Source organism: Streptosporangium sp. NPDC020145, from assembly GCF_040631275.1.
Taxonomy (GTDB): Bacteria; Actinomycetota; Actinomycetes; order Streptosporangiales; family Streptosporangiaceae; genus Streptosporangium.
Genome location: NZ_JBEXZT010000034.1, coordinates 1 through 17410 on the forward strand (window position 1 = coordinate 1; position 17410 = coordinate 17410).

Below are 17410 nucleotides of genomic sequence, written 5' to 3' on the forward strand. Positions count from 1 at the left end.
GTTTCCGTGCACGTTCCGGGCGTGCTGGGGAAGGGGAGCCGTCTGGCGCACCGGCCCTGTGTCCTGGGGCCGGTCCTCCTCCAGGGTGCCCGGCCTGTGCTCCCCGGCTCGGGGCCGGGCACCCGCCCCCTCCCCACAGGGACTCCGCTGACCCGAACGATCGGGACCCCGACCCGAAACGACGCCCTCCGAATCAGGACGACCATGACCGGCGACGAACGACGGCTGATCAGCCTGCTCCTCAGCACCCACCCCGCCTGGCGGTACGAACAACATGACCTGCCCGGCCTCCCCACGTGGTGGGCCATCCGGTACGAACCGTTGCGGCTCGACCGGCGAAAGGCCGGGGCCCGGGTGTGCTGGGCCGTACGACCCTGTGTCGGCTGGCCGAGGCGCTGGCCTGGCACGACGAGATCCTGCACCGCAGTCGTCACTGAAGGAGAGCCCCCATGTCACCGCTCAAGGCCGTAGCCCCGGACGGCACCTTCGCCACCGGGCCCGGCACCACCGAACGGCTCCTCACCCCCGGCGAGGTCGCCCGGATCTTCAGGGTGGACCCCAAGACCGTCAACCGGTGGGCCCTCACCGGGCGCATCCCCTCGGTCAGGACCCCCAGCAGGCAGCGCCGCTACCGCGAAACCGACATCAAGGCCCTCCTCGACGTCATGACCACGCAGCTCCGGCCTCAAGAGAAGGATCACCAGGCCGGTGCCGCCTCGACGTCGTAGGCCGAGAGACGCACCTAGGGTCCGTCGTTCATGGCGGCGCGTTCGATCTCGACGAGGGAGTCGTTTCTGCGTTCGGCCTCGTAGGCGGCCCGGCCGCCCCGCAACCCGAACAGCCGTTTCGTCCAGACGAGGTAGCCGAGCAGGGCCAGGTTGACCAGGAGGGCGCCCAGCCGTAGCGGGGTGACCCGCTGGGTGAGTTCGTGGATCTCCAGGGGGAGGAAGACGCCGGTCGCGACGAACGCGAAGTACTCCCCCCACCGTTTGAGCAGCCACAGCCCCACCGCCTCGACCAGCTCGACCGCGGCGTAGGCGACCAGCGCGACGGTGATCCAGCGCAGGGTCGTCTCGCTGGCGCCGAGCGCGTCCTGGATCCAGGACAGGACACGGGAGTGCTGGACGTCGAGGCCGGCCTGGCCGAGGATCGGCAGTTCCCGCTGAAAGATCTGCTGGAGCGGCTCCCGGTTTCCCCTGAAGCGCCAGACCGCGTACGCCGCCAGGAGCAGCAGGACCGTTCTGAACAGGCGCTCGACGGCGAAGAAGCGCAGCACGACGATGTCGCGCAGGTGGTCGCCCCGGCTCACGTCCGGCGCCAGGTCGGCGGGGCCACCACCCTGGGCGGGTCCCACGGTGAAGTCGGCACAGCGCAGGCAGCGCCACGCCTCACCCGCCGCCGTCGCCGTACGCAGACGTTCGCGCAGTTCGGGTTCGTCGGGGGCGTAGGTGCGGTGGCCGGTGAAGGCGCAGGTCAGCAGCGACCAGTCCATGACCGCCACCCTAGGCGCGTCCCCGGGGCGCCGGACGGGCCGACACGGCCCAGGGCTCCCGAAGCCGCAAGTAGGAGGCTGACCGGACAGGACCATGACTTCACGGCTCTGACTCCGATCGCCCCGCCAATCCGGTCCCCCACGCCGACCCGGGACAAGCCGCCGGAACTCGGCCCCGGGAAACCCTCGCTGAGCTGGACCGGCCCGCCTACTTTGCGGCTCGTCGCGGCTTCGGGAGTCCGGGGCCAAGATGACGACGGCCGCGTCAACGACCCACCACCGAGACCGACAGCGAAGCCGACGCACGGATCGGTGGGTCCATCGGCCTGGACGTCGATGGCGGGCAGCGCGGGACCTTGATGCCGGCACTCGCTCCGGCTCGGTGAATAACTAACATTCTCCGCTGAACATTGTGGTGACCTCAGTGGATAACGCCTCATCCGTGAGGGAGAAAGCAAGGCGGAACCCGGCGGATAAGACGACATGGTGAGCGATCTGTTTGAGAAGGGGGCCGGCCGGTCCGGAAAACGGGCCCTTTCCCGACGTCGCCGACGCCGGGTTCAGGCCCTGGCCCAGAGCGTCGGCGGCCGATCCCGGCGGCGTCGAACATGCTGGACGGTTGACGCGACCGGGCTGCGGGCCGATCCGGAACGGGGCCGAATCCGCGCCCAGCAGGTTGAGATGGGCGGGGCGGCCGACACAACCGCGTTCGGGCCGAGGCGGCCGGGCCGGTCGCCAGGAGCGGCAGGACGCGGCCCGTACGGCTTCCAGTGAGCGTATGGATTGACGTTCTAGCAGCTCAGAGGAGTTTCCGAATCATCCCGAAAGTCATTTGATCTTGTTTGGCGAGGCAAAGGAAGCAAGACTGGGACCGGTGAGGCGCTCGCGCGCCCGCCACCTCGGATGCCCGTCTTGTCTTCCTGGGCGCGGCGTGGACCGTTCGAGGGACATGTGGGGCCCCTGTACCGGCAGGGGCCCCTTTATTTATTTCCCCTCTTTTGTCCGGTTCTCCGATGCGGGAAGGTTTCGGCCGCGAATCGCGGTTTCGGAACGGTCGTACGGAATGGGCCGCGGCTATAAGTCGCATACGACCGAACGCTTCCGGAGAATTCCGAAGGACGGAAAGGTCAGGAAATCTAGACCGGTGACCGGGAAATGCGTAACTCTTACGACCACAGATCAAGGGCGGCCGGTAACCGCCCGACGAACACCGCAGCGGATTCCACGCCGCGCCCAGGAAAGAGGCCCACATGTCCGTCCGTACCCCGCGCCGGAAGTCGCCGGCGCCCGCTACGCGTCCCACCCCGGTGACCATGCCCTCCGGCCACCGGATCGTCGTCCTGATCGTGGTCGTCCTCGTCACGGCGGTACTGCGGGTGAGCGGCCAGCCGCTGCCCGAGAGCCTCCTGCTGGTACTCGCGACGGGCGGCGCGGCCGCCCAGATCAGCTCGTGGCTGGCCGGCGGAACAGCCGGAAGCAGGTGGCTGTGATGCCCGGACAGGACAAGGCCCCGGTCCGGTCACTGGTGGAGGAGCTGAAGGACGTCACCACGCCCGAGCAGTTCACCCAGAAGCTGAAGGACCTCAAAGAGGTCAACAACCTGACCTTCGAGACCATCGACAGACGAGGCGGCATCCGCAGCAGCACCGCCTCCACCGTTCTCGGGAGGCGGACACTGCCCGCGGAGCAGTTCGTCAGGGACTATGTGCGCGCCTGCGGTGTCAACGACGACGACGTGGAGGCCTGGGCGCAGGCGCGCGAAAGGCTGTACCAGCAAAGCAGAGCACCCGTGCCCTCCCCGCCGCCTTCCTCCCAGGAACCGCCGCAGCTCGCCGACCCGGCTGCGGCCACAGCACCGGAGCCTTCCGCCCAAGAGCCGCAGCAGCCCGCTGCCACAGCCACAGCCCGGCGGTCCTTGCCGGCGCGATTCGGTACCCGGCGCACGATCGTCATCTCCCTGGCGGTCGGTGTGACCGTGGCCGCCGCCGCGACCACCGCCGTTGTGCTGGTGCGCGACGGCCAGTGCGGCACCGGTGATTCGGCGCTGATGAGCGTCGAGGTCCGGCAGGGGGGAGCAGGCCAGGGTGGGGGCCGCGAGTGCGTGGGCGTCACCGACGCCATCGGCACCTCCACGGTGTTCGGCCCGGAGGCCGCGAAGGTCCTGGAGCTGATCGGTCAGGAGAACGAAAGAGCGATGACCGGCCCGTACGTCACGATCGCCTTCCTGGCCCCGATGGGTTCCGGACAGGGCTCGCTGACGGGCAACCGGAGCGTCCACCAGCTGGAAGGGCTTCTCACCGCCCAGCGCGCCGCCAACGACAGCCAGACCCGTCCGAACATCCGCCTGGTCCTGGCCAACATGGGCAGCGACGAAACCCAGTGGCGTCACGCCGTCGACCACCTGAAGACCATGACCGAGGGCCCGGATCACCTCGTGGCCGTCGTGGGAACAGGGCTCAGCCAGCAGGAGAGCATCCAGGCGGCCCGGGCCCTGTCCGCCGCGGACATCTCCATGGTCAGCGACGTCATCACCGCCGACGGCTTCGACGCCACCGGCACGATCGACGGGGGAAAGCCGATCCGCGGGCTGTTGCGGGTCGCGCCCTCCACCACCAGCCAGCTCACGGCCATCCGGGACTACCTCTTCAAAAACGGATACCTGGGCGACACCAAGCGCAAGCCTCTGAGCGGCAAGGCCGTGCTCGTCTGGACCGACGAGACCCCCCAGGGCAGCTCCGACCTGTACACCTCCTCCTTGAAGGAGGCCTTCCTCAAGCAGTTCGCCGACCTCCTCGGCGACAAGGACCATCGCAGGCAGTTCTACTTCGACACGCGGGGCAACCCGGTTCTCCAGGACGTGTGCGGGCAGGAGATGGTCCTGTACGCGGGACGGCAGACGTTCCTGCCGAAGTTCCTCCACGAGCTGCAGAACCGTGCCTGCCCGGACAAGCTCATCACGGTCATCACCGGCTCGGACGGCGCCGCGCAGCCCAGGGACACCCCCGAGCTCACCGACCCGAAGGTGCCCACCGCGCTGGTCTACGTCCCTCTCGCCGACCCGGGCTATCTCAGGAGTTCCAGGAACACGAACAACAACGCCTTCGTCTACGCCGAGTTCGAGAGAAGGTTCGGTGAGAGATTCAAGATCAAGGACCTGGACAGCGGGTGGGCCGTCATGTCCCATGACGCGCTGCTGACCGCGATCGCGGCGGTCAAGGACGCCTACAACCGGAAGCTGACCTCCGGAGGGCCCGACACGCTGCCCAACAACCACGACGTCGGCAACGCCCTGAGCTCCTTCAAGACCGGGGAGAAGCGCATCCCCGGAGCGAGCGGGTTCATCACCTTCGACATCACCACGGGCAGCCGGGTGACACCGGGCTCCGAGGTCGTCCGCATCGCCCCGCCCGGCAGGTAACGGCCGAGAGCACGTCATCCGCCATATCCCGACCGTGAAGGAATGTTTCACCACGAACCCGTACGGTGCCGCCCGCGATTCACCGCGGGTGGCACCGTTGATCACCGAACATCACAAGTTAAAGATCAGCAGAGCCGTGAACTGGAACGATGTGGTTCCGGTGGCCGGTCAGCCTCCTACTTTGCCCTGACCGCAGCTTCGGGAGCCCTGGGCCGACACACAAGGGACCCTTTCCGGCCTTAACAGGAAGGACTCTTTCCTGTTAAGGCCGGAAAATAATTCGTTTCACGAAAGAGGGTCGCGCCGTAGAGTTGAGGTATGTCTCCCAAGGAATCATCCGGTGGACAACCTGGCAGCACCTGGATTTTTCTGACCTTCATCCTCCCCATCATCGGTCTCTCCTCCATCGTCCGCGGCATTCACGATCTCTCCCACGGCGGGGGCTGGTGGACCTACGTCACCGGGACGTTCTTCCTGGTCGTCGGCGCCGGCATCTGGGGTGTCCGGCTGGGTGTCGTGTGGAACCGCCTCATGAGGCGGCGCAAGGTCTCCCGCTAGTCACCGGATAAATCCGCTGTCGGCTACATATGTCGGATTAGCCATTCTGTAGCATCCGGAGATATCCGTCCGGGCCGTGAAGGAATCACCTTTCGGCCCGGACCACCATTCAGGACAGATAGCCCGATTCGACAATGCGCCGGGCCGAGGCCTCGTACCCCTCCCCACCCTCGGGGGCCAGCGTCCCGAGCCCGTCGACGTAGCGGTTGAACATGCAGAACGCCGCCGCGATCAACACGGTGTCGTGGATCTCCAGGTCGGTGGCGCCCTCCTTGCGGGCCGCCTCGACCAGTTCCCGGCTCACCTCGCGGGCGTCGCCACGCACGACGCCCGCGATCCGCAGCAGGGCGCGCAGCTTGCCGGAGACCGGCGCCGCGTCCAGGTCGACGCGCACCTGCTCGACCAGGGTCATCCCCTCGTCGAGCTGGGCGGCGGCGAACGCCGAGTGGGACGCGCAGCAGAAGGAGCACTCGTTCAGACCGGAGACGTAGGCGGCGATCAGCTCGCGCTCACCGGCGGTCAGCGGGTGCGGCCCGCGCAGTAGTACCTCGGCCAGTGCGCCGAGCGGCCCGGCCGTCTCCGGCCTGAACCGCATGAGTCCGGAGATGCCGGGAAACGCGCGTTCGTCCACGCCGAGATCGATGTGTGCCATGACGTCACTCCTCGAAGGGTCGGTAACACCGGCGAAGAAGGCCGATGGTGACACGGCGTCATCCCGCGTGTCTTCGCTGAAAGTGCTCAGAAGGCGACACGTCCTGATCCGGCCAACTATGCGTCATTGACAGTCTTTTGAGGGTCCCCCATGGTCAAAAGGGGTCACGAGCGGAGGCCATGTCACCCATGAGTGAAGCGCACCAGTACGTCATCGTCGGAGCGGGGCCAGCGGGTCTCCAGCTGAGCTACTTCCTGCAGCAGGCGGGCGCCGACTACGTGACGCTGGAACGCGCGGACGCCCCCGCGAGCTTCTTCCGCACCTACCCCCGCCACCGCAGGCTGATCTCCCTCAACAAGGTGCACACCACGAGCACCGACCCGGAGATCAGGCTGCGCTGGGACTGGAACTCGCTGCTCAACGACTCCCCCGGACTGCTGTTCCCCGACTACAGCGCCGAGTACCTCCCCGCGGCCGACGACCTGGTGCGCTACCTGTCCGACTTCCAGGGCCTGCACGGCCTCGCCGTCCGGTACGGCACCGCCGTGAGCCGGATCGAGCGCTCCGGTGACGGCTTCCTCGTGCGCACCGGGGACGACGTGCTGCGCTGCCGGTGCGTCGTCGTGGCCACCGGGTGGGGCGCGCCGTACGTGCCGGAGATCAGGGGCATCGAGCACGCGGTCGGCTACGAGGAGATGGACACCGACCCGGCGGCGTACGCGGGCAAGCGGGTGCTCGTCGTCGGCAAGGGCAACTCGGCGTTCGAGACCGCCAACGCCATCCTCGGCCACGCGGCGATGGTGCACCTGGCCAGTCGCAGACCGCTGCGCCTGGCGTGGAACACCAAACACCCCGGTGACGTACGGGGTCAGTACGGGGCGATCCTGGACAGCTACCAGTTCAAGACGCTGCACTCGGTGCTCGACTGCGTGATCGACGAGATCTCCTGGACCGGGGAGCACTACGAGGTTCGCATCACCTACACCCACGCCGACGGGGAACAGGCCGTGCTCGAATACGACGCGGTCATCCGGTGCACCGGCTTCAGGATGGACACCTCGATCTTCGACCCGTCCTGCCGTCCGGAGACCGAACGCGACGACAGGCTCCCCTCGCTGCACCCGGACTGGCGTTCGTCCAACGTCGACGACCTCTACTTCGCGGGCACCATCGCCCAGGCACGTGACTTCCGCCGGGCGTCCTCGGCCTTCATCGACGGCTTCCGGTACAACCTGCGCACGCTCACCGCCCTGCTGCGCGAACGCTACGAGGGGGTGGCGCTGCCGTACGACACGGTTCCCGCCGACCCGCAGAAGCTGATGGCGCTGGTGCTCGACCGGGTGAACTGGAGCTCGGCGCTGTGGACCCAGTTCGAGTACCTGTGCGACGTGCTGGTGCTCGACGAGGCGAGCGGGCTGGTCAGGCACTACACGGACCTGCCGGAGGACTACGCGCTCTCCCGGTTCGGGGACGAGCCCCACTACTACACGGTCACGCTGCGCTGGGGGCGTGAGGACTACGGCGACGTCTTCGCCATCGAACGGCACCCAGAACCCGGCCGGGCGCGGGAGAGCGCGTTCATCCACCCGGTCGTACGGCGCCACCGGGGCACCGAGCAGGTGGCCGAACGGCACCTGCTCGAAGACCTGCTGGCCGACTGGCGCCGTCCCGAACGGCACGTGGAACCGCTGCTGGCCTTCTTCGAGGAGAACCTCACCTGAGCAGCCGGGCGATCCCGGCATGATCCGCTCGAAGGAGCGGCCTCAGCAGCGGATCATCACCTCCTCCAGCGGCTTGCGGGTCAGGTCGGGCACCCGGACGCCCGCCGCCGGGTAGCCGACCGGCATCACCAGGTAGGGACGCTCCTCCGGGGGCCGGTCGCACACCTCGTTGAGGAAGCGCATCGGGCTGGGCGTGTGGACCAGCGTGGCCAGCCCCGCGTGGTGCAGCGCCGCGATCAGCAGACCGACCGCGATGCCGACCGACTCCTTGACGTAGTAGGGCTTGGGGGTACGCGGCCCCTGGTGCACCTCGAAGATCACGATCACCACCGGGGCGATCTCCAGGAACGGCTTGTGCCAGTCGGTGCCGATCGGGGCGATCATGTCGAGCCACTCGGCGGGGGCCCGGTGCGCGTAGAACTCCCGTTCCTCGGCCTCGGCGGCCGCACGCAGCCGTCGCCTGCGCTCGGGGTCCGTCACGACGACGAACCGCCACGGCTGCAGGTTGGCGCCGCTCGGCGCGCTCGCCGCCGCCCGTACGGCCGCCTCGATCACCCCTTCGGGCACCGGGTCAGGTGCGAACTCCCGCACCGATCTGCGGGCGGTCATCGTGTCGGCGAACGCCCTGGCGTCGTGGGCCATGGCCGAAGGCGGCCTACGGCTGGTGTCCAGGGGAATCGTCGGGTGCTCTGCGGTCTCGGTCAACGGAAAACGCCTCCCAGTCCGTCCTGCCTCCCCTCAAGGGTGGACCGGGCGGACCGGGATGTCGTTACGCGGACGTGCTCTCCTCCTGGAGGGCGGGCGGGGCCGTACAGGTGATGAGGTGGTCGACGACCCCGGCGAGCCCGCCGTCCTCGGCGGCGCGGCGCTGGCGGGTGGCCCCGTCGCCCTCCCCGGTCAGGCGCTTCAGCCAGCCGGTGACCAGGTCGAGGTCCCCGTGCTCCTCAAGCCCGGCAGCCGCGGCGTCGAGCATCCGTACGGCCAGCTCGGCGGCGGGCACGGGACGGCCGGTGCGCACGTCAACGCCGTACCCGCCGAGCCCGTCGCGGGCGGCCCGCCAGTAGGCGACCCGCATCAGGTCGGCCGAGACGACCGGCCCCGGGTCCCCCCGGTCGACCAGCGTGAGCGAGGTCGTCACCAGGCCTCTGACCAGGGCGGCGACCATCGCCGACTCCTCGGCGGTGGTCGGCACGTCGGCGGCCCTGATCTCAAGCGTCGGCTGGTGCGCCGAGGGCCTGATGTCCCAGAAGACCGTGCCCACGTCGACCAGGGCCCCGGCCTCCTGGAGCATGGCGATGTGGGAGTCGTAGTGGTCGGCCGAGGTGAAGTACGGCGGAGGCCCCGCGACCGGCCAGCGGTTCCACACCAGCGTGCGCCAGCTCGCGTAGCCGGTGTCGCGCCGCGACCAGTACGGCGAGTTCGCGGTGAGCGCGATCAACGTGGGCAGGTGGGGCCGCAGGTGGTTGCCCGCGAGCACCGCCCGGTCGCGTTCCGGCAGCTCGACGTGGACGTGCAGGGCGCAGATGCTCAGCTCGTCGTGCAGACCCCTGAAGGTCGCGTTGCCCAGGTCCTGCCGGGGCCCCTCGGTCATCGGCGAGGGGACGACGTCGCCCAGCACCGGGGTGCCGCTGGCCATGATCCGCAGCCCCTCCTCGGCCGCCGAGGCGTCCAGCTCCGCCCGGCCCCGTGCGAGCTGGCCGTACAGGTCGGTGACCGTACGGCAGGGCAGCGTCCGTGACTCGACCTGGAGCTTGGTGATCTCCCCGCCCACCTGGGGTCCGAGCCGGTCGGCCGCCCGGCGCAGCACCGCCTCCGCCTGGGGCACCGCGCACCTGGTGACCGGATCGACGACCAGGAACTCCTCCTCGACCCCGATCCGCCGGCTGTCCCTGTTCATCGTGTCGCGCCCACTTTCGCGGTAGCCCCGGACGCGCGGGAGCGCGGCCGATCACAGCGTATTGGGGGCGGCCGTCCGATGTGGGGCCTTCGTCAGGAAGGCGTCGTCAGAAGCCTCGCTACGAGTGCGGCCAGCAGCGCCGCGCGGTCGGGCATCGCCCGTACGTCGACGTACTCCCCCCGCGCGTGCGCGCCGCCGCCGACCGCGCCGAGCCCGTCCAGCGTCGGCACGCCGAGCGCGCCGGTGAAGTTGGCGTCGGAGGCGCCGGGCACGTGCGCGCCGTCCGGCGGCGGCAGGCCGATGTCCTTGGCCGCGGCCTGTGCCACCGCGAGCAGCGGCAGCGCGACCTCCGGGGTCAGCGGGTGGCGGTTGATCCCGCCGCCGACGGACAGCACGGCCCCGGGCAGCCGTGCGGTCATCCTGCGGATCTCCAGGTCGACCCGTTCGAGCTCGTCCCTGGTCCAGGCGCGGACGTCGACGCAGAGGGTCGCGGTCTCCGGGACGGTGTTCGTCGTGGTGCCGCCGGTCAGCACCGTCGGGGTCACGCTGGTCTCCTCCGCCGGTGAGGCGAACGCCTGCACGGTGAGGACCTGGTGGGCGACCTCGACGGTGGCGTTGACGCCCCGCTGGGGTTCGACGCCCGCGTGCGCCGCCCTGCCGACGGCGGTGAGCCGGTAGAGGGAGCCGCCCTTGCGCGCGACCTTCAGCGCGCCCGCCGGGTCGCTGGCCTCGCAGACGAGCACCGCCCCCGAGCGCAGGGCCTGGCGTTCGATCAGCTCGCGGGAGGTGACGGAGCCGCTCTCCTCGTCGCAGGTGAGCAGCACACCGACCCGTGAGGTGTCCGCGAGCAGGCCGAGGGCGGTGAACATCTGCACGATGCCCGCCTTCATGTCGTAGGCCCCCGGCCCCGTCGCGCGGTCGCCGTCCACGGCGAAGGGCCACTGCCTGATCGTTCCCGCGGGCCACACCGTGTCGAAGTGGCCGAGCAGCAGCACCCGCTGGTCCCGCGCGGCCCAGAGCAGGTGGGGCAGTCCGTCCCTGACGACCCGCCGCGCCGGTCTGCCGAGTACGGCCTCGCCCCAGCCGGCGACCAGGTCGGCGCAGGCCCGCAGGTGGGGGAGGGAACCGGGGGGCGACTCGCACGAGACCAGCTCCCCCAGCCGGTCGATCATCTTCGCGCCGTCCTCGTGCGCCGCCCATCGCATGACGCTCAGCGGTCTCATCGGACTCCTTCGGCAGCGGTCCCCGGCCGTCAGGCGGGCGCGAGGTCCTGCGGAGCCGCCGTGGTCGCGAGGATGACATGAGGTGCTGACTATCAGTCAATTGTCGGATATTTCGTCTTTTGGGGCTTCTTCTGCGTTGCCTGGCTCCTGGACAGGGGGCGAAATTCATGCGACATATGACCCGGGAACCGGAAGAATGGGTTCTCTTTCTGGTTTGGGGTCTAAGGGGACGGCACGTGCACAGCTACCGGAGTGATCTCGGCATGCTCCGGGATCGGGACTTCTCTCTTCTGCTCGTCGCCAGAACCATCTCGGTGCTCGGCACCTCCTTCGCCCCCGTGGCCCTCGCCTTCGGCGTCCTGGCCCTGCCCGGCGCGACGGCCGGGACCCTGTCGGTCGTCCTCACCGCCGAGTCGCTGCCCATGGTGGTGTTCATGCTCGTCGGCGGTGTGATCGCCGACAGGCTGCCCCGCGACCGGGTGATGATGACCGCCGAGACGCTCAACGCGGCGGCCTTCCTCAGCCTCGCCGGCATGATGCTCACCGGCTGGACCCCGCTGCCCGCCCTGGCGACGGCGGCGGCCGTCAGCGGCGTCTCCACGGCCATCCTCTTCCCCGCCCTGACCGGCATCGTCCCCGACGTCGTCGAAGCCGACCGCCTGCAGACCGCCAACGCCCTGCTGGGGCTGGGCACCAACATCTCCCGGGTCGCCGGTCTCGTCATGGGCGGCATGACGGTCGTCCTGATCGGCGCGGGCTGGGCACTGGTCGTCAGCGGCCTGATGTTCTCCCTGGCCGCCGTGCTCGTGGCCGCCCTGCGCCTCAAGCCCGCCGCCGCCCGGGCCTCGGACGAAGCCGAGACCGTACGGCCCGCCAGGACGTCGCTCCTCGACGGCGTGCGCTCCGTCTTCACCGACCTGCGCGGCGGCTGGCGCGAGTTCATCTCACGGCAGTGGCTGTGGGTCGTGGTCGCGCAGTTCTCCCTGCTGGTGCTGGCCATGCAGGCCGCGCACGGCGTGCTCGGGCCGCTGGTCGCCAAGGAACAGATGGGCGGGGCGGCGGCCTGGTCGGCCGTCCTGGCGGGCGAGGCGGTCGGCATGCTCGGCGGCATCGTCGTCACCCTGCGGCTGCGGCCCAGCCGTCCTATCCTGATCGCCACACTCATGACGCTGCCGACCGCGCTGCCGTACCTGCTGCTCGGGATCTCGGCGCCGCTGTGGACGGTCGTCCTCGGCGCGGTCGTGATGGGTGTGTGCTTCGACGTCTTCGGCGTGCTGTGGAACACCACCATGCAGCGTGAGATCCCGCCGGAGGCGCTGTCGCGGGTCAGCTCCTACGACGCCCTCGGGTCCCTCATGTTCGGCCCCATCGGCCTGATGCTGGCCGGGCCCGCGGCGATCCTGGTCGGGCCGAGGCCCGCGCTGCTCGGCTGCGCCGCCCTCATCCTGCTGGCCTCGCTCGCCGCGCTGCTCTTCCCCGGGGTGCGCGGGCTGCGCGCCCCCGCCCAGGAAACGGAGGCCCCGGCGGCGGTCGAGGCGGTGTGAGAACCGGGTTCTCCCTGGTTGCGGACTTACGGCCCCGCCGTTGACACCCCAGGGAGCGCGTGAAACCGTTCCTACGGCGTACGTCCGCGTGCCATGGAGGTGATCACCGTGTCGACCGGCCGGTTCTACACGACCCCCGTAGGCGAGGCGACCTGGGATGTGCCGATGACCGGCGACGCCCGCTTCACCTGGGAGTACGACGAGAACAGGGAGAAACTGCTTGCCCTGTACCAGAAGGGCAAGGACAAGCAGTGGGACTCGGTCAAACGCATCGACTGGGACATCGAGGTCGATCCGTACGACGCGCTCGGCATGCCCGACCAGTCGCTGGCCATCTTCGGCACCAGGCACTGGGAGAAGATGGACGAGCGGGAGCGGAAGCGGGTGCGCCACCACGCCGCCGCCTGGCAGTTCTCCCAGTTCCTGCACGGTGAGCAGGGAGCCATGATCACCGGCGCCAGGATCGTCGAGACCGTCCCCGACCTGGACGCCAAGCTCTACTCGGCCACCCAGACCATGGACGAGGCCCGGCACGTGGAGATCTTCTCCCGCTTCCTGCACGAGAAGCTCGGGCTGGTCTACCCGATCAACGGCAAGCTCCAGGACCTGCTGGGCGAGACGCTCGGCGACTCCCGCTGGGACATGCCCTACCTGGGCATGCAGGTCCTCATCGAGGGTCTGGCGCTGGCCGCCTTCGGCGTGATCCGCGACGCCAGCACCAAGCCGCTGCCCAAGCAGATCCTCGCCTACGTCATGCAGGACGAGGCCAGGCACGTCGCCTTCGGCCGCCTGGCGCTGCGCGACTACTACGCGCAGCTGTCGGCGGCCGAGCTGCGCGAACGCGAGGACTTCGTCATCGAGGGCTGCTACCTCATGCGCGACCGGCTGCGCGGCGTCGAGATCTGGGAGAACTTCGGCATCCCCCGCGCCGAGGCCCAGGAGATGCTCAGGGACTCGCCGTACATCCGGATGTTCCAGAGCCTGCTGTTCAGCCGGATCGTCCCGTGCGTGAAGGACATCGGCCTGTGGAGTGAGCGCATCCGCCAGGCCTACGACGACATGGGCGTCCTGGAGATGTCCAGGGGCGACCTCGACGCCCTCATGCGGCAGGACGAGGAGATCGCCGAGCGGATCGAGGTCGAGCGCTTCGCCGCCGAGGAGGCGGCGCGCCGCCGGGAAGTGGACGAGGTCATCGCCGAAGCCGCGTCCTGACGGCGGGAAAACCCTTTGCCGCTGCTCCGGGTGCCCTGTACCTCTTGTACGGCATGCGGAAATCCGAGCAAGGGAGAGTCGTGCCACCGCGGTCAACCGGCAGGGTGCTCATCTTCGACGCCGACGACACGCTCTGGGAGAACAACGTCCTGTTCGAGCGGGTCATCGACGACTTCCTCGACTGGCTTGAGCATCCGACCCTCGACAGGGCCGAACTCCGCGCCGTCCTCAACGACATCGAGACGGCCAACACGGCGGTCCACGGCTACGGCAGCAAGGTGTTCCTGCGCAGCCTCCGCGACTGCTTCGAGCGGCTCAACGAGCGGCCCACGACCGAGCGGGAACGGCGCCGGATCGACGAGCTGGCGGTCGCGCTCGTCGAGCACCGCGTCGAGCTCGTCCCCGGCGTCGCCGAGACGCTCCTCGACCTCGGAACCCGGCACCGGCTGCTCCTGCTGACCAAGGGCGACCAGGCGGAACAGCGCCGCAAACTGGACGCCTCCCAGCTGGCGCACCACTTCGACGGCATCCACATCGTCCCGGAGAAGGACATCACCGCCTACCTACGGCTGGCCGAGGAGCACGCGCTGACACCCGCGAGCACCTGGATGATCGGGAACTCCCCGAAGTCGGACATCATCCCCGCCCGGCAGGCCGGAATGAACGCCGTCCTCATCCCCAACGCCCACACCTGGGTGCTCGAACATGCCACCCTCGACCCCGGCGACCGGGGAGTGCTCACCCTGCGGGCGTTCCCCGAGCTACTGGACCACTTCTGATGGAGGGGAACCGTACACCATCCGTCTCGTGTGTCTTCGTCTGCCACGACGGCGCGGGCCGGGTGCTGCTCGCCCGGCGCGGCACGGGCGCGCGGGACGAACCCGGCACCTGGGACTGCGGCGCCGGAGCCCTCGAATACGGCGAGTCGTTCGAGACGGCCGTGGCCCGCGAGGTCCGCGAGGAGTACTCGGCGGAAGCGCTCGACATCGAGACGATCGGCGTCCGCAACGTCGTGCGCGCCGTACCCGACTCCCACTGGGTCGCGGTCGTCTTCGCGGTCAGGGTCGACCCCGCCGAGGTCGCGATCGGCGAGCCGCACAAGTTCGACCGGCTCGGCTGGTTCGACCCCGGCGACCTGCCGGAACCCCGCCACTCGCAGCTGCCGGAGACCCTCGCCCTGTTCAGTAGGCCAGGATTCGGTCGCTGAAGCGCTTGAGCGCGAAGGGCGACTTGAACTTCGGGAAGGCGACCGTGTTCACGTCGCCGTCGGAGGTGTAGCGCTCGTCCGGATGGGCCTGCAGCCAGTCGAGCCAGGCGGTCGAGCAGAACTTCGCGCAGTCACCGGTCTTGTCCATCGAACGGATCCTCGGGATGCCCTGCGGGTCGAACTTCTTGCTGAAGGGCGACTCCGCGGGCGTGTACCCGGCCAGGAACACCCCGCCGTAGTCGTAGGAGACGCCTCCGGAGGTCCCCTTGAGCCCCCACGACTTGGTGCTCGGCTGGTTGCCGTACGGCAGGGCGAGCGTGACGGGCTTGGCGGGGATCAGGTCGGTGATGAGCTTGTGACCCGCGGCGATCTCGGCGGTGACCTGGTCCTCGGGCCTGCCCCGCAGGTTCTTGTGGTCCCGGGTGTGGTTGCCGATGTCGAACCCCTTGTCGTGCAGCCACGTCAGCATCTCGGTGCCCTCCTCGGGCGTCGCCTTGCCGAACATGTCGCGCGTCACGTACATGGTGGCGACCGGCCGGAAGCCCGGGTTCCGCTTGGCGACGTCCTCAAGGATGGCCACGGCCGTCCCGGGCTTGGGGACGCCCATCCCGTCCAGTGAGAGCTGGGAGGGGGAGGAGTCGTCGAAGGTGAGCACGACCGGGTGCTTGCCGGCCGGGATGTCCATGCGCCCGGTGACGTACTCGGCGGCCGTCACCGGGACGTAGCCCTCCTTGGCCAGCCGTTCCAGCTCGGTGCGGAACTGCTTCGGGGTGCGGTCGTCCTGGGTGCCGGGCTTGTCCACCACCCGGTGGTACATCAGGACGGGGATCTGCCCCAGTTCGTTGGCGCGGACCTGGGCCGCCGTCACCGCCCTGGACCTGAGCTGGGCCGCCTTCCTGGCCGCGACCGCGGACGCCGAGGCCTTCGCCGCGGCGGCGATCGCCGCGGGGTCCTTCTCCGCCTCGTCCTGTCCCGAGCACCCGGCGAGCGCGGCTCCCGTCGCCACGGCCACCACAACGACGCCGATCACCCTGAGACGGCCCATCGAATCCCCCTCGCGCGCAGACGATGGCCAGGTGATCCCCCCGGGATTCGCGTGCCGATCTCCACGCGAGGCAAAGCTTCGGAGAGGGCTTACCGGGCGGGGACGGTGTCCAGGCACATCCGCAGGCGTACCAGCGAGCGGCCGTCGTTGCGCCGGATGGTGAACTCGTCGCAGAGCTGACTCATCAGCCACAGGCCGAAGCCCCGCACGGCGTCGGCGGGACGTCGGGGCGGGACGTCACGCCTGCCGAGCGCGCCCACGGTGTCGGTGATGTCGACGGTGACGCAGTCCGCGTCGTGCCGTACGGTCACCGTGCCCTCGCCGCCGCCGTGTTCGAGCACGTTGATCACGGCCTCGTTGACGGCGATCAGCAGGTCGTCGAGGCGGTCGTCGCGCAGGCCCGCCAGGGCCGCCCTGCGCAGGAGGAAGTCCCGCAGGGCACCGAGATCCTCATCGATCGGCCACTGCTGTTCCTGGTCGCCGGTCACGCCTTCCCCCTCGACCTCGCCCCGTCCGGTGGTCGTTAGACATCTGCCCGGTCCCCGCCGACTTACGTCCTACAGCGGGGTCTGGCTCGTCAGGATCTCCACCGCCCGTGTGACGGTCGGCTGGACGCCGAAGGCCTCGGCGAGGCCGGTCAGGTGGAAGATCCGCTTCAGCCGCTGGTGCGGATTGGCCAGCGCGATCCGGCGCCCACGGGCCTGGACGAGCTCGCGCACACCGAGAAGGACCTGAAGGCCGGACGAGTCGCAGAAGCTCAGCTCCGTCAGGTCGACGACCAGGTCACGCGGCTCGGGGCCGACGGCCTCGTGCAGGTCGTGCCGCAGCCGTTCGGCGTTGGTGTAGTCGAGCTCCCCACCCAGGGCGAGAAGGAGAATCCCCTCGGGGGCGTCGCCGGGGACGACGGTTACGCGGACGACCGTGGTCACGGGGCCACCTTTGCGGGCTGTCGGATCGGAAGGCGTCACACGACCGACGCCGTGACCGTCCAGTTTACCGTTGACCGGAAATCCTGTTGGGTGCCTTTTACCAGGCCGCCACGGCTCCGTGGTCCGCGGGGGAATGAATCCCCTCCGGTGGAGGCTGATTGGTAGGCCGCCGCCCGGCGGCCCGACGAAGGAGGACTTCTCGTGCACGTCGACGTCAAGCTCTCACCCGAAGGCGACCTCTACGAGGCGTTGATCGACGGAAGGCACGCGGGACAGCTGGAGTTCGTCCGGCGTGACGGCGTCATCGTCTACACCCACACCGAGGTGGAGGACGAGTTCGGTGGCAAGGGGGTGGGTGGCTCCCTCGTCCGCACGGCCCTGGACGCCGCCCGCGCCGAGGGCGTCCAGGTGGTGCCGCGCTGTCCGTTCGTCAGGCAGTGGATCGACCGGCACCCCGACTACGCCGACCTCGTCAAGGACGCCTGACCCGCTTTTCGGTAGGATCCTGATGT

General features: G+C 69.4%; 18 protein-coding genes. 10 read left to right on the top strand and 8 right to left on the bottom strand.

The genetic code is table 11. From position 1 onward, the window contains the following. The first annotated feature begins 449 nt into the window (after positions 1–449). Positions 450–728 carry a BldC family transcriptional regulator gene (locus ABZ463_RS36445; protein ID WP_362783653.1) on the top strand — a complete coding sequence of 93 codons (279 nt, stop codon included), beginning with the start codon at positions 450–452 and terminating at the stop codon, positions 726–728. Between the two features lie 14 nt (positions 729–742). Here the strand turns inward: ABZ463_RS36445 and ABZ463_RS36450 are convergent, their stop codons facing one another. Continuing rightward, positions 743–1492 (bottom strand): DUF2127 domain-containing protein, encoded by a 750-nt coding sequence (locus ABZ463_RS36450; protein WP_362783656.1) that lies wholly within the window; start codon positions 1490–1492, stop codon positions 743–745. A gap of 1250 nt (positions 1493–2742) precedes the next feature. Here ABZ463_RS36450 and ABZ463_RS36455 point away from each other — a divergent pair. The 3 genes from ABZ463_RS36455 (at position 2743) to ABZ463_RS36465 (ending at position 5468) form a co-directional block, all read left to right on the top strand. Further along, positions 2743–2982, top strand: a complete 240-nt coding sequence (locus ABZ463_RS36455; RefSeq protein WP_362783659.1) for a hypothetical protein — start codon at positions 2743–2745, stop codon at positions 2980–2982. Next, positions 2982–4910: a hypothetical protein gene (locus ABZ463_RS36460; RefSeq protein ID WP_362783662.1), complete on the top strand. Its 1929-nt coding sequence runs from the start codon at positions 2982–2984 to the stop codon at positions 4908–4910. The genes ABZ463_RS36455 and ABZ463_RS36460 overlap by 1 nt, the downstream gene beginning before the upstream one ends. Before the next feature lie 318 nt (positions 4911–5228). Continuing rightward, on the top strand, positions 5229–5468 hold the full coding sequence (locus tag ABZ463_RS36465; protein WP_352013567.1) for a hypothetical protein: 240 nt from the start codon (positions 5229–5231) through the stop codon (positions 5466–5468). Positions 5469–5577: 109 nt separating this feature from the next. Here ABZ463_RS36465 and ABZ463_RS36470 read toward each other — a convergent pair whose 3' ends face one another. After that, positions 5578–6120 (bottom strand): carboxymuconolactone decarboxylase family protein, encoded by a 543-nt coding sequence (locus tag ABZ463_RS36470; RefSeq protein WP_352013566.1) that lies wholly within the window; start codon positions 6118–6120, stop codon positions 5578–5580. A 188-nt stretch (positions 6121–6308) separates the two neighbouring features. Between ABZ463_RS36470 and ABZ463_RS36475 the strand changes: the two genes are divergently transcribed. Further along, entirely contained in the window at positions 6309–7841 is a 1533-nt protein-coding gene (locus ABZ463_RS36475) for an NAD(P)-binding domain-containing protein (RefSeq protein ID WP_362783665.1), read from the top strand. A 42-nt stretch (positions 7842–7883) separates the two neighbouring features. Here the strand turns inward: ABZ463_RS36475 and ABZ463_RS36480 are convergent, their stop codons facing one another. The 3 genes from ABZ463_RS36480 to ABZ463_RS36490 form a co-directional block, all read right to left on the bottom strand. Then, positions 7884–8546, bottom strand: coding sequence for a nitroreductase family protein (locus ABZ463_RS36480; protein ID WP_352013564.1), 663 nt, complete (start codon positions 8544–8546; stop codon positions 7884–7886). 64 nt (positions 8547–8610) lie between these two features. Continuing rightward, positions 8611–9738, bottom strand: a complete 1128-nt coding sequence (locus ABZ463_RS36485; protein ID WP_362783668.1) for a glutamate--cysteine ligase — start codon at positions 9736–9738, stop codon at positions 8611–8613. A gap of 92 nt (positions 9739–9830) precedes the next feature. Next, on the bottom strand, positions 9831–10961 hold the full coding sequence (locus ABZ463_RS36490) for a M20/M25/M40 family metallo-hydrolase (protein ID WP_352013562.1): 1131 nt from the start codon (positions 10959–10961) through the stop codon (positions 9831–9833). 236 nt (positions 10962–11197) lie between these two features. Between ABZ463_RS36490 and ABZ463_RS36495 the strand changes: the two genes are divergently transcribed. From ABZ463_RS36495 to ABZ463_RS36510, 4 genes are all read left to right on the top strand, one after another. Next, the gene (locus ABZ463_RS36495; protein WP_362783672.1) at positions 11198–12505 is read left to right on the top strand and encodes an MFS transporter; all 1308 of its coding nucleotides are present in this window, start codon (positions 11198–11200) and stop codon (positions 12503–12505) included. Between the two features lie 108 nt (positions 12506–12613). Beyond that, a complete protein-coding gene (locus ABZ463_RS36500; protein ID WP_352013560.1) occupies positions 12614–13717 on the top strand; it encodes a ferritin-like domain-containing protein in 1104 nt (367 codons plus the stop codon). Positions 13718–13797: 80 nt separating this feature from the next. Then, positions 13798–14496, top strand: a complete 699-nt coding sequence (locus tag ABZ463_RS36505) for an HAD family hydrolase (RefSeq protein ID WP_362783676.1) — start codon at positions 13798–13800, stop codon at positions 14494–14496. Continuing rightward, a complete protein-coding gene (locus tag ABZ463_RS36510) occupies positions 14496–14924 on the top strand; it encodes an NUDIX domain-containing protein (RefSeq protein WP_362783679.1) in 429 nt (142 codons plus the stop codon). The genes ABZ463_RS36505 and ABZ463_RS36510 overlap by 1 nt, the downstream gene beginning before the upstream one ends. On the opposite strand, the gene ABZ463_RS36515 is transcribed toward ABZ463_RS36510, so the two are convergent. The 3 genes from ABZ463_RS36515 to ABZ463_RS36525 form a co-directional block, all read right to left on the bottom strand. Beyond that, the gene (locus ABZ463_RS36515; protein WP_362783682.1) at positions 14899–15969 is read right to left on the bottom strand and encodes a polysaccharide deacetylase family protein; all 1071 of its coding nucleotides are present in this window, start codon (positions 15967–15969) and stop codon (positions 14899–14901) included. The two genes, ABZ463_RS36510 and ABZ463_RS36515, sit on opposite strands and share 26 nt — an antisense overlap. 89 nt (positions 15970–16058) lie before the next feature. Then, positions 16059–16457 (bottom strand): ATP-binding protein, encoded by a 399-nt coding sequence (locus tag ABZ463_RS36520; RefSeq protein ID WP_362783685.1) that lies wholly within the window; start codon positions 16455–16457, stop codon positions 16059–16061. A gap of 69 nt (positions 16458–16526) precedes the next feature. Then, positions 16527–16898: an STAS domain-containing protein gene (locus ABZ463_RS36525; RefSeq protein WP_362783688.1), complete on the bottom strand. Its 372-nt coding sequence runs from the start codon at positions 16896–16898 to the stop codon at positions 16527–16529. A 201-nt stretch (positions 16899–17099) separates the two neighbouring features. Here ABZ463_RS36525 and ABZ463_RS36530 point away from each other — a divergent pair, with 201 nt between their 5' ends. Continuing rightward, on the top strand, positions 17100–17384 hold the full coding sequence (locus tag ABZ463_RS36530; protein WP_352013554.1) for a GNAT family N-acetyltransferase: 285 nt from the start codon (positions 17100–17102) through the stop codon (positions 17382–17384). Positions 17385–17410: the final 26 nt, after the last annotated feature.